Below are 12,514 nucleotides of genomic sequence, written 5' to 3'. Positions count from 1 at the left end.
CAACGCCCCAGCGCAGGACCTTTTCGAGGGGGTGTTGCACAAATGGCACGCAGAGCACCCTCAGGTTCCGGCGTAAGCCTCTGTTAAAAAGAGAATTTTCTGGAATACGCGAATGTTTGGCGCTGCGCGCGTTTTTGGCACGGCGGGGACGGCCAAATAGCAACAGAGCGGACTCCACGGCGAATCGACGGCCAAAATGGCGGGGATTCGGCAATATCCTGGAGCGTCGGAACGGCTCGCAGCCCGCAGTAATGAAAAATGCCCCGGCGACAGAGTCGCCGGGGCATCCTTCCAGTTATACGTCGTCGAGCTTTGACGATGTCGATCAGAAGTTGCGCTGGGCGCGGAAGATGCCGCTCCAGATCTGCTGATCCTTGAACTCGTAATTGGCCGCCGGCTTGCCGGCGGGAGTGACTATTCCGGTCACGCCTTGGAAATCCTGATCGAGATTGGTGTAGGTGACTTCACCGGTGAAGGTCAGGTTCTTGACGGGCGTCCAGGAGGTACGGGTACCGATCTGGGCGATGTTGTAGTTCGGGCTGCCAGTAACGGTGCCACCAACCGTGCTGCGAAGCGCGGCCGCATAGATGCCGGCAGCGTCGCCGAAATCAACCTTGGTGTACGAACCGAACAGCGACGTGGTCCAGTACGGATTCCAGTTGTGGTTGAAGGCGCCGTTCATGCCCCAAGCCGTGACGGTCTTGATATCACCACCCGTTTGGAACACGCCGTCCGCATTCGACAGAGACGCGAGGCCCTGGTAGGCGACGTCGCTGGAATTGTAGTGAACGAACGGCCCGCCGGCGAACAGCACGTATTTGGTTGCGCCGTCGGTATAGATTGCGCTGACGTTGAGGCTGTCGCCAGGACCCGTCGGCAGGTTCTTCAGCGACAATGCGGCCTGAACAGCAAAGCCGTATTTATCATCCGGATGACCGGAGATCTCGCTGGCCGGGTTGTAGTAGCTGGCACGGACCTGGTGCGCTGCGGCCGCAACCTGGAACAGGCCCCAGGCCTGATCGATCCGAACCCGGCCGACGATATCGGGAATGGACGTGCCGCCGTATGCAGACGTCTGAGTCTGGCTCAGCCACTGCGTACCGGTCGCAGTCGTAACGTTGTAGAGCGATGCGGTGCGGTAACCGGACTGGTCTTCCAGGCTCAGAGTACCGGAGATACCGTTTCCGAACTGCGCGGTATAGGAGATCTGGTTCTGGGCGGTGGAGCTGTCGTCGCCACCGAGCAAGCTGCCGAGGTTGCCCGGATAGGTGTTCCACGGCGCTGCGAACACCGATTGCGCTTTACCGAAGGTGAAGCCGGCGAACTGGATGAAGGCATTGTACAATGCGACGGTGCCGCCAGCGACGCCGTCGGAGCCGGTGGTCCACTGATTGACCAGCTCGGCATAGGTGCGGACAACGCCATATTCAGTGGCGGTGCGGGTGTCGATCGAGGTCAGCGCACGGGTCCGGAACGTGTAGTCGTTGCGGAGGCGGTTATTGAGGCCGCCAGTGCCGCTCCAATACGGGGTGTGGCTGCCGCCGGCGTCAAAGTTGACTTCCGCACGGAGATAGCCGCCGAGCTTGATGCAGGTATCGGTGCCGGGGATGTAGTAGAAGCCCGCGCCGTAGAGCGAGCATATGCGCACATATTCGACGGCCTTGGCCTTGAGCGGAAGATCCGCTGCCTGAGCCCCGCCGACGGCGAACAGAGCGGCCGCCGAGCCGAGGATAAGGCGTTTAGCTAGTTTCATTGTAGCCTCCAAATTTTGCTAACCGGGGAGATCCGCATCCAACAACGCAACGCGTCCTCGGACTGGCCCTGACCCTCAAAAATCACCCAGTCGGGCTACGCTGAATGGAAGCCCGCTGCGCGCGCCTCCGGCGATCCCCTGTTGCGATACGGCCGAGGAAGTGCCCTTCCCTTCGGTCGCAAGGGGAACATACCCCAACCGCCGCTTTGGTGGATGACGAAGCGATGAAAATCCGTGTCACACACCCCCTTTCGCCCCATCATGTGACAAAAAAGGCACGATATTTTGAATCGTGGGTGCGGGACATAAGACCTTGTTATCAAGCGCTATTACCAGGTTACCGCGCCGTGAACTGGTATTCATACTTATCTCCTATCGAGTCGCGGCATCGCAACACTCTCGCTGGTTTTGAATCGCGCGGCAGAATCATCGCGCAACATGGCCGACTGGATCACAGAGCGGGCGACGAGGGCGTCGCTTTGCCCATTGGCGTCACGCAGGGCCGGCTGATTCTGATCGCCTCGGATATGATCGCCCCGGAATTGCCTGCCCACCGGCGTGCCGCCCACATATTTGCCGACAAAAGCCGACGCCGACCGCCCCATGTCATGAATGTCGGAAAAAGCGCAATCTGCCGCTTGCGGCTCGGCACCGGGTCAGGCATATCGGGCCGTGCTGGAGATGTGGCCGAGTGGCTGAAGGCGGCGGTTTGCTAAACCGTTATAGGGTTGTAAAGCCCTATCGAGGGTTCGAATCCCTCCGTCTCCGCCAGCCCCCTGCTTGGTCACGGACCGTGGTCGCGGCCACCTCTGCACGGCCGCAAGGACTGGAAGGGTGGCCGAGTGGTTTAAGGCACCGGTCTTGAAAACCGGCGTGCCCGCAAGGGTACCGTGGGTTCGAATCCCACCCCTTCCGCCAGTCTGCTGTCTTTCAGTATCCACCCACGTCCTTCTGTGAGATGCAAGCGCCTGCGGTGCAGGGCTTTCATTCGCTTGACGCCTTTAGATGTCCGCCGAACTGCGCTAGCATCCACGTCCTAAACGGGGGTGGCCTCGTGGGGTTAGGCGGACACTTTCATGGCACTGACAGCGCTCCAGGTTAAGAATGCGAAGCCCGGCGACAAGCTGACGGACGGCGGCGGGCTGCGGCTTGACGTTGATCGGAATGGCAACCGGGCTTGGGTGTTCCGGTACACCTCCCCCGTGACCAGCAAAGAGCGCTACGCCGGGCTGGGCTCGGCAGGCGACGTATCGCTAGCCCAAGCGCGGGATGCCGCCCAAGAGGCCCGAGCGCTGATCCGCAAGGGCCTTGATCCGATCGAACATCGCAAGGAACAGCGGCAGGCGGCAAAGGTCGAGGCGTCCCGATCGATCACCTTCAAGGCGTATGCCGAGCAGTTCATTTCGGGCCGTGAGGTTGGATGGCGGAACGACAAGCACCGCCAGCAATGGCGCAACAGCCTTCGCGATTACGCCTATCCGGTCATTGGCCATTTGGCCGTCGCGGAGGTGGACACCGCTGCGGTGCTAAAAGTGCTTCGGCCGATATGGTCGGCCTTGCCAGAGACAGCCCGGCGCGTGAGGGGCCGAATTGAAGCCATCTTGAACAGCGCCAAGGCCGAAGGACTGCGCACTGGCGAAAACCCGGCACTGTGGCGCGGCCACCTAGATCAAGTCGGATTGGCCAAACGCCGGAAGTCTGATGTGAAACACCACCCGGCTTTGCCCTATGCGGAAATGCCTCAATTCTGGAAATCGTTGGTCACTGACACGTCCGACACCGCGCGCATGTTGCGCTGGATTGTTCTGACCGCCTGCCGTTTCAACGAGGCCCGCGACATGGACGGCGCCGAAGTGAGCGGCGACCTGTGGACCGTGCCGGCGATTCGCATGAAGGCCGAACGTCCGCACGTCGTACCACTGACGCCTCTGGCGATCGCTCAGTTGCCGTTCCGACCTGTAAGCGACGTGTCGCTTTCATCTTGTATTAAGCGGCACACTGCCACCCCGGCAACGACGCATGGTATGCGATCGACGTTTCGCGATTGGGCTGGCGACTGCACATCCTTCCCGCGCGACGTCGCCGAAGCGGCGCTGGCGCATGTTGTCGGTGACGAAACCGAGGCCGCATACCGGCGAAGCACTGCACTGGCGAAGCGTCGCGAGTTGATGGCGGCTTGGGCGAATTACTGCACTAAAGATTCCGTTAACGTCCGCTAACGTGCGTAGAGTTGACAACGGGGGCTCACTACGCTACATTGTGCGCGCCGTAGAAATCCGACTCGAGGAGCTACAGCGCAACACAAGGTGCTTCGCTCTCTGAGCGCGGCGCCTTTTTTTATATCTGCCATCGCCCGCCCGACATCCGTCGCGGCGGGTTTTTTCATGTCTTAAAGGATCGCCCCGATGAAATCCCTATCGATTGACGACTGGTGCAATGCTCACGGCCTGTCACGGTCATTCTTCTATGCACTGCAAGCGCGTGGCGAAGGTCCCCGCACGTTCAAGGTCGGACGCTGCACCCGCATTTCGCAGGCGGCCAATGATGAGTGGCTCGCCGCGCGTGAAGCCGCAAGTAGCGAGGTGGTGGCATGAAGATCACCGCGCTCGAAATCATCGCCGATCCCAAACCCTGGCGAACCGGCGGCGATACGCTCATCGCAAAATTCAACGTCGAGTATGCCGGACTGCGGATCACGAATTGTCTGCTCATCCGCGTTTCGCGGGGATTTTTGCTGGCGCAATTGCCGCGGGGGACCGGCCGCGACGAAGGTAAACGCCTGATCGAAATCATCGATCCGGAAATCCGCAAGGCGCTGGCGGAGTCAGCTTACCAGGCCTTCACCATGCTCGGCGGGACCGAGCAAACCGCCTAATCACGCATACCCGGCGGGATGTCCCGACCGGATTCAACGAGCCGCAAGCGCGGCAGAAAGCGACAGTAACACTATGGAAACGATCGTTCCCGCCGTTGGCGACTGGCACCTTTGTATGGATGACGAAAATTCATTCCTCGACTTCCACCGCGTCACGATCCTAGCTTGGGCAATTGGCCCAAACCCGAACGCCCCGCCGATCCCGATCACGCCCTTTGGGCGTAGCGACATGGGCGGCGACTACATGATTCAAGCGGTCACCGAAAGCACTGGCCAATTTATCGTTTTGCCGAACGGTCCCGTGTTGGCCGGGAACGACGTCAGCGGTGCCAAGCGCTGGCTCCAGAAGCAGCGGCTTGGCGGTGAGGCATGAAGGAGCTAAAGCCGATCCGGGGGCTTCGTGCGGCGAGCCAGCCGCCCGCGCCTGTCTATCCTGTGCCGACGCAACCGACGGTGGTCAGGATGGAACCGGCGACGCCGAAGCCACAGCCGAAACTGATTCAGTCCAGCGGCGAGTTCGTGGCCAATTTCCTTGCCCCGTCCTACCTGCTGGACGGCATCGTCCAGCGGCATTTTTGCTACAGCCTGACCGCGGCGACCGGTGCCGGCAAAACGGCAATTGCGCTGCGGCTCGCCGCCCATGTCGGACTTGGCCGCAAGCTTGGGGATCGCGAAGTGGAAAAGGGGCGGGTGCTCTACTTTGCATCTGAGAACAGCGTTGACGTGCAAGCCCGCTGGATTGCGATGGCCGAGCACTGCGCATTTGACGTCAACACCATCGACGTTCATTTCGTGTCGGGGGCGTGCAAGCTATCCGAGATCGCAGAACAGATTACAGTGGAGGCAACTGCGCTCGGTGAATTGGCCTTGGTCGTGATCGATACATCGGCGGCGACGTTCGAGGGCACGGACGAAAACAGCAACGTGGACTCGCTGCAACATGCCAAGCGGATGCGCAGCCTGACTGAGTTGAAAGGGGCTCCAACGGTCCTGGTCCTGTGCCATCCTGTGAAAAGCGCTACCAACGACAACCTGCTGCCCCGTGGTGGCGGATCGTTCATAGCCGAAATCGATGGCAACCTGTGCGCACGCAAAAGCGATTCAGCCGTGGAGCTTCATTGGGCCGGCAAGTTTCGTGGGATGGACTTTGCGCCGATCCTGTTCCGGCTCGACACTGTGACTGCGGAGCGGCTCAAGGACGGACGGGGGCGCTCTATGCCGACCGTGATGGCAACCCCGATGGATGACGCTGGCAAGGATGCTATGGCGGTCGCGGCGCGTACCGATGAGGACATGGTGTTGCGGGCGATCGACGGAAATCCGGGGGCATCATCGAACGAACTGGCAAAGGTGCTGGATTGGAAAATGCGGGACGGGCGGCCCTATGGTATGCGCGTGCGCAGGGCATCGGAGAAGCTTGCAGGTGACGGGCTGATCGGGAAGCACCGCGGCGAGTGGACGCTAAGTGCGCGCGGGGAGAAGGAATTGAACCGCCTGGACAAGCGCGCGACCGGAACAAATGGCCTGAACAGCCTTGTTTCGATCCTGCCCCAAATGCCGCCAAAACCGATGCCATAAAGCGGCCGGAACACTGCTTGTTCCGTTCTGTTCCGATGACCAGAGAAACCCTTATAGAATGGGCAGAACATGTGTTCCGGTACATGTTCCGGTCCCATGTTGCGGTGGGGGCATTTATGCCCCCGCATAGGGTGGAACAGAACAGTTCTTTCCTATGGTTGTTCCGTTGTTCCGGTAGCTGCGCTTTCTTGCTCACTTCATTGGAAAACGGTCCAATATCCAAGGGGTGGTCGCTCGCCCCGCGTGCTTTGCGATTTAGTGTTGAATGCCCGCCACCCCGAGCCTTGCGTCACTTAGTAATTGATTAAGGAAGTGGTGCCATCATTGCGGCGTCAACCCGCCAAGACTCTGCGAAGAGTCGAAGCGGGATTTTTCTCGTTTCGAGGACATGCGCACATTTCCATTCTCGACGGCGACCTCGCAGACCAGCTCACCGACGCATTGATTGCCGCGGACATCCCGCAAAGCGCCGTGCTCACGGTGCAAGAGCTGAGCGGACCAGAGTGGGACCCGACCTATACGGATGTTCCGTATGACTGTCTTGGTTGGGTCGACAACTATGCGCAGATCGACCACGTCGACTCGTCCGTTCAAGTCAACGATCGGAAGGTCTACGTGCTGTGCTCGACGCTCGCCGTCGTGCCGACCACGGCGAACACCCTGACCATCAGCGGCTCAACCTACGGGATTATTGCGATCCAGCGAGACCCGGCTGGGACGGCCTGGGTGCTTCAATGCCGGACGTGACCATGGGTGCGCGCCGTCCGCGCCATCGCTTGAGCGGCCCGCCCTGCCCGATGGGTATGGGACCCGTGGGCTTTGTGGGTAGGGGGAGCTACGTAGGGGTGGGCATTTCCTTTCTCTCGCGCAACCGGGGGCAAAATTGAACGCCAAAAAGGCGATCAAGTTTTTGCAATCCCTAAAAGTCCCCGAGGGTCCGGCGGCTGGCAAACCGCTGCGGCTGGCTCCATTCCAGAAAAAGTTCGTCACTGGCGCCCTGGCCAAGAACATCAGCGTCGCTTGCCTGAGCATCGGCCGCGGCAACGCGAAGACGGCCCTGTCATCCGGCCTTGCCCTTGGTGAATTGCTCGGGGAGCTTGGCGACACCCAGCCGAACCGTGAGATTCCGGTAGGCGCCCGCACGCGCGATCAAGCCCGGTTGGTCTGGAATTTTGTGGCGGGTTACGCCCGCTATTTGCCGGAGGACGTGCAGAAGCGACTGACCTTCCGCCGCGCGCCACGCCTCGAAATTGAATACACGGACGAGAACGGGACGCACCTGCTGCGCTGTCTCGCTGCCGACGGCAAGTCTGCTTTGGGGGGCGCCCCGACGCTTGCCATCATGGACGAGCGTGGACATTGGGCAAAGGACAAGGGCGACGAGCTGGAACACGCTCTGCTGTCCGGCCTTGGCAAACGTGGCGGTCGCGCCCTTATCATTTCGACGTCCGCCCCCGATGATAATCACGCCTTTTCCAAGTGGTTGGACGAGCCGCAAGAAGGCGTCTATGTGCAGGAGCATCGGCCGTTGCCGGGCCTTCCGGCTGACGATCTGGAAAGCCTGCTAATCGCAAATCCTGGCGCGGTCGCCGGCATCGGTTCGTCGGTCGAATGGCTACAGGCGCAAGCGCGCCGTGCCATCGCGCGGGGCGGTTCGAGCCTCACGACGTTCCGGCTTTATAACCGAAATGAGCGGGTGAGCGGCGAGACCCGCGATCTACTTCTAACAGTGGATGAGTGGTTGTCGTGTGAGGTGGCCGAACTGCCGCCGCGCGCCGGTCAGGTGGTCATCGGCATCGACCTTGGCGGCAGCGCCAGCATGACCGCCGCCGCGTTCTATTGGCCAGAGACCGGCCGGCTGGAATGTCTCGGCTGGTTTCCGTCGCAGCCTAACCTCGCCGATCGTGGCGCGTCGGATGGCATCGGCGCACGTTATGGCGAGATGGCCAGCCGCGGTGAACTGTCCACTCTTGGTCACGCGACCGTGCCTGTTGCGGCGTGGCTGTCGGAAGTGATGCGGCATGTTGAAGGCGAGCGCGTCGCCGCACTGTGCATGGATCGCTACAAGCAAGCCGAGCTTGGTCAAGCCATCGATGCCGCTGGCGTTCGCGCTCCGTTGGTTTGGCGGGGCTTCGGCTTCAAAGATGGAAATGAGGACTGCGATAGGTTCCGAAGATCGTGCTTCGATGGTCTGGTCAAGGTCGCGCCGTCGCTGTTGCTGCGCTCGGCATTCGCCGAAACGGTCTGTCTTCGCGACCCGGCGAACAACATCAAATTGGCGAAAGCCCGATCCCTTGGCCGTATCGACGCCGCGTCCGCATCGGTGCTGGCCGTCGCGCAAGGCGCTCGCATGCTCGCTGTCCCGGCGAAGAAAGCACGGGTAGCGCAATGGGTCTGAAAAAGTACGACCGCGCCGACGCTGCGATCTATCGCGATCCGCGATGGAAAGCGGTTCGCTACCTCGCAAAGAAGCGCGACGATTTCAAATGCGTGGAATGCGGCGCGCGTGGCCGACTCGAAGTGCATCACATCAAGCGAGTGAAGTATTTTCCGTTGCTCGCTTACGTCCTGGAAAATCTAAAAACGCTCTGCGTGCGCTGCCATGGCCGCGTGACCAGAATCGAATGCGGGTTCGGAAACGAACTCCCCCCGGATCGTGCCGCGTGGCGCGACTTACTCGCCACGATGGCGAAATCTCAACCTCAAAAGGAGTTGCTACATTATGTTGAATAGCGTCCGTATCCAGAAGCGACAGAGCGAAATCCGCCAGAGCCTTGCGGCACTGGTCGGCAAAGACAACCTGAGCGAGGATGAAACCCGCTCGCTTTCCACACTCGACAGCGAGTATCAGGGCAACGAGGCGAAGTACCGCGCCTCGCTGATCGTCGAAGACACCGAGCGTCGCGAAGCCAAGGGCGAACTTGAGACTCGCTCCGATCGCGATTTCGCCTCGCTGGTCGATCGTTTCGAACTCCGTCAGGTCGCGTTGCACCTTGATGAAGGCGCGAAGATCGACGGCGCCACCGCAGAAGTCATCGAAGAACTGCGCAGCCAAGGTGGGTATCGTGGCGTCCCGATTCCCTATGCTGCGCTGGAAATCCGCAGCGGTGAAACCGTCGCGTCCGGCACGCCGTCGCCGGTCAGCACCGCGCCGATCATCGATCGCATTTTCGCCGGCTCCGTCGCCAGCAAGATGGGTGCGCAGTTCATCTCGATTGCCCAAGGGACCAACGATTACCCGATTACGTCGTCGGCTGTTGCCGGTGGTTGGGCCGCGTCGGAAACTGGCAGCGTTGCAGGCCCTACCGTGTACAGCACCGCCAACCGCTCGCTGGTCCCGGACTACACGTTCGGCATCCAGATGAAGGTGACGCGCAAGGCGCTCAAGCAGTCCGGCGACGCGCTGGAGCAGGCCGTGCGCCGTGACATGAACGGCTGTCTCGCCGAAGGCATGGACAAGGCCGTGTTTCTCGGAACTGGTGCCGATGGCCAGCCCTCCGGCCTCTTGGTTGGGTCCTACGGCATCACGAGCACTGCGGTTTCCGCGGCGGCTTCGTGGGCTGCTTTCCGCGGCGCGGTCAAGCGATTCATGCTGGCGAATGCGGCCAATTCGCCCGCCGACGTCAACCTGCTGTTGCGTCCGGAAATCTGGGACGCGATGGACGATGACCTGATCACGAACACCGCTGTTTCGGAGTGGGACCGACTGATCAAGAACATTCCGGGCGTCGTGATGTCGTCCAACGCGCTCGCCGCGCCGGCTGGTTCGCCGCTCGCATCGAAGGCGCTGCTGACCACCACCGTCGGCGGCGTTGCGCCGATCTTCGTTGGCACCTGGGGCGCCATCGATCTGATCCGCGACGTTTACAGCGACGCGGCTTCGGGCGGTCTTCGTCTGACCGCGCTGGCGACGATGGATGTCACCGCCAGCCGTTCCCAGCAACTGCAAATCCTGACCGGGATTCAGTAACATGAATGAATTCGCCACACTACTTGGCGAAATCGAAGTTCGCGCCTCTCGCCGTCGTGGCGGGGGGCGCAAGCTCCGTGGTCGCTTTCCATATCGCAAACGCGCCGTGCTGAGCGATGGCGGTCGCAAGGGTGGCCGTCCGCAGAAAGAGGAATTCGCGCCCGGCGCGTTTTCGTATTCGATCAATGACGCTGCGATGGATCAAAATCTGTTAGTTGGACACAGCTTTGATATGCCGCTGGCCAGCAAGAAAACTGGCACGCTGATCTTTGACGACACCGCCGAAGCGTTGATTTTCGACGCGGAGATCACGCCGCAAATTGCGGATACGTCCTACGGCGCCGACATTCTGAAGCAGATCGATTCCGGTCTTTCGGTCGGCTTGAGTCCCGGATTTAGATTGCCTCCGCCCCGCGCCGTGGCCAAGCCGGAAGTGTTCACCGATGAAGGTCATGACCCGGCGCGCGGCATGCACAACGCCGTCATTCGCACGATCTTTGCCGCGATCTTGTTTGAGCTGAGCGTGGTGACTCGGCCGGCTTACAAAGAAGCCTCAGTCGTGATCGATCCGGAAGACATGACGGACGAGGAAAAAATCGCGGCTGGCTGGACAATGAACGCGGCCGGCATCCTTGTGCCGCCGCCGCTCACAATCACGCGCGCGATGCCCGCCGCGCTGCGCTGGAGATAATCGATGGCTGTAGTGATCAAACAGACTGAATCCGAACCGGTGACGTATCCCGACGCGCCGGATGGTCTGTCGACTGCTGCCGCGGCAATCCCCGCGGCGGTCATCTGGGAACGGATCGAAAGCTACGTTGCCCATCGCTGGGCAGAGCGCGACGTTGAGTGGATCGTTGAAGGCCCTGGCGAATGGTCGCCACCGCTGGCACCCGCCACGATCGACACGGTGGAAGTCTGGACCAGGGCTGACGAATGGGAGGTTTGCACCCCGAACGCTTCACCGCTTGGCGGCTATTGGCTGTCCGCAACTGGTCCGTTCCGCTTCACCGGCACGGTCGGACCCGGCGAGGTGCCTGCCACCGTCAGCGAGGCGTATCGCCGGCTCTGCGAATACATGGCCGCGAAGCCTGGCAAACCTGGCGCAACGTCCGAGTCAATCGACGCCGGTTCAATCTCCATTTCGCATTCGCGTAGCGCCACCTGGCTGGCTAACGCGATGATCAATTCCGGCGCGGCTGATCTGCTGCGCCCATACCGGAAGGTTTGACAATGGGCATTCTCGACTTGTTTCGCCGCTCGGCACCGACCGTGGAAAAGCGATCGGCCGGCTCCGGGTTCACCAGTGAGGTGATGCGTTTCCGCGAGTCCTACATCAGCGGGCGTACCGGCCTTGGCGATCTGACCGGCACCGTGTCCAGTTGCGTGTCGCTCTGGCAAAACGGACTGGCCATCGGCGAAGTGTCCGGAACCGACATGCTCGATCGCCGCACGATGGCGATGATCGGGCGCGCGCTGGCGGTTCGCGGCGAATTCGTTGCGCTGATCGACGGCGATACTCTCGTGCCGGCGTCTGATTGGGACGTTCGCACGCGCAACTCCAAGCCGGTCGCGTATCGGCTTTCCATCCCCGAGGCTGGCGGCGGCCGTACCGAAACGGCGCTGGCTGGCGAGGTGTTGCACGTCGTCATCAATGCCGACCCCGCGGCACCTTGGCTCGGCGTGTCGCCGCTGCGCACCGCCAGCTTGTCGGCCGGGATGATGCACTCGCTCGAAACGGCGCTCGGCGAGGTTTACGAAAATGCCCCGCTAGGGAGCCAGATTGTCCCGATGCCGGAAAACCCGGAAGTGGACAACGCCGCCATGGGGCGGTCGTTCCGCGGTCAGCGTGGCCGCGTGTTGCTGCGGGAAAGCGTCAGCGTCAGCGCAGCGGGCGGTCCGGCGCCGCAGGTCGATTGGAAAAGCAATTCGGTCTCGCCGGACCTCGAAAGGTCCTTGGCGATTGAGGCGCTCGCCGCGGCGCGGGAATCGGTGGCCATGGCTTACGGCGTGCTGCCGTCCTTGTTCAGCGCCGCGACCACGGGCCAGTTGGTCAAGCAGGCGCAACAGCACCTTGCGCAATGGTCACTCCAGCCGCTCGCCAACCTGATCGCTGAGGAAGCTACCGAGAAGCTTGGCGGCGCGGTCGCCATTGACGTGATGACCGGCACGCAGGCTTTCGACACTGGCGCGGCGTCGCGTTCATTCCAGATGCTCATTGCCGGGCTGGCAGCCGCAAAGGATGCGGGTGTGGACGCAAAGGCTGCGCTGGCCATGCTGGATTGGTCGAAGCCGGAATAGAGATCAGCCGGACCACCGCAGGGGGCGGCACTCTCGG

At 61.5% G+C, this 12,514-nt stretch carries 14 protein-coding genes and 2 tRNA genes; 15 read left to right on the top strand and 1 reads right to left on the bottom strand.

Going from position 1 to position 12,514, the window contains the following annotated elements; genetic code table 11:
- Positions 1-325: 325 nt before the first annotated feature.
- A complete protein-coding gene (locus tag RBJ75_RS03550; protein WP_317528676.1) occupies positions 326-1,753 on the bottom strand; it encodes a porin in 1,428 nt (475 codons plus the stop codon).
- 224 nt (positions 1,754-1,977) lie between these two features.
- Between RBJ75_RS03550 and RBJ75_RS03545 the strand changes: the two genes are divergently transcribed.
- The 15 genes from RBJ75_RS03545 to RBJ75_RS03475 all read left to right on the top strand — a co-directional run bounded on the left by RBJ75_RS03545 (position 1,978) and on the right by RBJ75_RS03475 (position 12,477).
- Positions 1,978-2,469, top strand: a complete 492-nt coding sequence (locus RBJ75_RS03545; protein WP_152647868.1) for a hypothetical protein — start codon at positions 1,978-1,980, stop codon at positions 2,467-2,469.
- A tRNA-Ser gene (locus RBJ75_RS03540) sits at positions 2,431-2,524 on the top strand. The genes RBJ75_RS03545 and RBJ75_RS03540 overlap by 39 nt, the downstream gene beginning before the upstream one ends.
- A gap of 57 nt (positions 2,525-2,581) precedes the next feature.
- Positions 2,582-2,671: transfer RNA gene (locus RBJ75_RS03535), tRNA-Ser, on the top strand.
- Between the two features lie 158 nt (positions 2,672-2,829).
- A complete protein-coding gene (locus RBJ75_RS03530) occupies positions 2,830-3,972 on the top strand; it encodes a tyrosine-type recombinase/integrase (protein ID WP_276156557.1) in 1,143 nt (380 codons plus the stop codon).
- A 186-nt stretch (positions 3,973-4,158) separates the two neighbouring features.
- Positions 4,159-4,347: a helix-turn-helix transcriptional regulator gene (locus tag RBJ75_RS03525; RefSeq protein ID WP_080901005.1), complete on the top strand. Its 189-nt coding sequence runs from the start codon at positions 4,159-4,161 to the stop codon at positions 4,345-4,347.
- Positions 4,344-4,628, top strand: coding sequence for a hypothetical protein (locus RBJ75_RS03520; RefSeq protein ID WP_044410369.1), 285 nt, complete (start codon positions 4,344-4,346; stop codon positions 4,626-4,628). Before RBJ75_RS03525 ends, RBJ75_RS03520 begins: the two co-directional genes overlap by 4 nt.
- A gap of 73 nt (positions 4,629-4,701) precedes the next feature.
- Positions 4,702-5,001, top strand: coding sequence for a hypothetical protein (locus RBJ75_RS03515; protein WP_152647703.1), 300 nt, complete (start codon positions 4,702-4,704; stop codon positions 4,999-5,001).
- Positions 4,998-6,206 (top strand): AAA family ATPase, encoded by a 1,209-nt coding sequence (locus RBJ75_RS03510; protein WP_276156556.1) that lies wholly within the window; start codon positions 4,998-5,000, stop codon positions 6,204-6,206. Before RBJ75_RS03515 ends, RBJ75_RS03510 begins: the two co-directional genes overlap by 4 nt.
- Before the next feature lie 300 nt (positions 6,207-6,506).
- The gene (locus RBJ75_RS03505; protein WP_152647851.1) at positions 6,507-6,953 is read left to right on the top strand and encodes a hypothetical protein; all 447 of its coding nucleotides are present in this window, start codon (positions 6,507-6,509) and stop codon (positions 6,951-6,953) included.
- Positions 6,954-7,089: 136 nt separating this feature from the next.
- The gene (locus RBJ75_RS03500) at positions 7,090-8,604 is read left to right on the top strand and encodes a terminase large subunit domain-containing protein (protein ID WP_276156555.1); all 1,515 of its coding nucleotides are present in this window, start codon (positions 7,090-7,092) and stop codon (positions 8,602-8,604) included.
- Positions 8,595-8,939 (top strand): HNH endonuclease, encoded by a 345-nt coding sequence (locus tag RBJ75_RS03495; protein WP_044419105.1) that lies wholly within the window; start codon positions 8,595-8,597, stop codon positions 8,937-8,939. Before RBJ75_RS03500 ends, RBJ75_RS03495 begins: the two co-directional genes overlap by 10 nt.
- Positions 8,929-10,176 (top strand): phage major capsid protein, encoded by a 1,248-nt coding sequence (locus RBJ75_RS03490; protein ID WP_276156554.1) that lies wholly within the window; start codon positions 8,929-8,931, stop codon positions 10,174-10,176. The genes RBJ75_RS03495 and RBJ75_RS03490 overlap by 11 nt, the downstream gene beginning before the upstream one ends.
- Position 10,177: 1 nt before the next feature.
- A complete protein-coding gene (locus RBJ75_RS03485; RefSeq protein ID WP_052629072.1) occupies positions 10,178-10,867 on the top strand; it encodes an HK97 family phage prohead protease in 690 nt (229 codons plus the stop codon).
- Between the two features lie 3 nt (positions 10,868-10,870).
- On the top strand, positions 10,871-11,407 hold the full coding sequence (locus RBJ75_RS03480) for a hypothetical protein (RefSeq protein WP_276156553.1): 537 nt from the start codon (positions 10,871-10,873) through the stop codon (positions 11,405-11,407).
- A 2-nt stretch (positions 11,408-11,409) separates the two neighbouring features.
- Entirely contained in the window at positions 11,410-12,477 is a 1,068-nt protein-coding gene (locus tag RBJ75_RS03475) for a phage portal protein (protein ID WP_044410333.1), read from the top strand.
- Positions 12,478-12,514: the final 37 nt, after the last annotated feature.

It is taken from the genome of Rhodopseudomonas sp. BAL398, from assembly GCF_033001325.1.
In the GTDB taxonomy this organism is placed as follows: domain Bacteria; phylum Pseudomonadota; class Alphaproteobacteria; order Rhizobiales; family Xanthobacteraceae; genus JARJEH01.
This window is presented reverse-complemented; position numbering and strand designations above follow the sequence as displayed.

Bases quoted from the DNA above. Each gene is read 5' to 3' on its own strand.
- RBJ75_RS03550 (WP_317528676.1), bottom strand. From the start codon at position 1,753: ATGAAACTAGCTAAACGCCTTATCCTCGGCTCGGCGGCCGCTCTGTTC.
- RBJ75_RS03545 (WP_152647868.1), top strand. From the start codon at position 1,978: ATGAAAATCCGTGTCACACACCCCCTTTCGCCCCATCATGTGACAAAA.
- RBJ75_RS03530 (WP_276156557.1), top strand. From the start codon at position 2,830: ATGGCACTGACAGCGCTCCAGGTTAAGAATGCGAAGCCCGGCGACAAG.
- RBJ75_RS03525 (WP_080901005.1), top strand. From the start codon at position 4,159: ATGAAATCCCTATCGATTGACGACTGGTGCAATGCTCACGGCCTGTCA.
- RBJ75_RS03520 (WP_044410369.1), top strand. From the start codon at position 4,344: ATGAAGATCACCGCGCTCGAAATCATCGCCGATCCCAAACCCTGGCGA.
- RBJ75_RS03515 (WP_152647703.1), top strand. From the start codon at position 4,702: ATGGAAACGATCGTTCCCGCCGTTGGCGACTGGCACCTTTGTATGGAT.
- RBJ75_RS03510 (WP_276156556.1), top strand. From the start codon at position 4,998: ATGAAGGAGCTAAAGCCGATCCGGGGGCTTCGTGCGGCGAGCCAGCCG.
- RBJ75_RS03495 (WP_044419105.1), top strand. From the start codon at position 8,595: ATGGGTCTGAAAAAGTACGACCGCGCCGACGCTGCGATCTATCGCGAT.
- RBJ75_RS03490 (WP_276156554.1), top strand. From the start codon at position 8,929: ATGTTGAATAGCGTCCGTATCCAGAAGCGACAGAGCGAAATCCGCCAG.
- RBJ75_RS03485 (WP_052629072.1), top strand. From the start codon at position 10,178: ATGAATGAATTCGCCACACTACTTGGCGAAATCGAAGTTCGCGCCTCT.
- RBJ75_RS03480 (WP_276156553.1), top strand. From the start codon at position 10,871: ATGGCTGTAGTGATCAAACAGACTGAATCCGAACCGGTGACGTATCCC.
- RBJ75_RS03475 (WP_044410333.1), top strand. From the start codon at position 11,410: ATGGGCATTCTCGACTTGTTTCGCCGCTCGGCACCGACCGTGGAAAAG.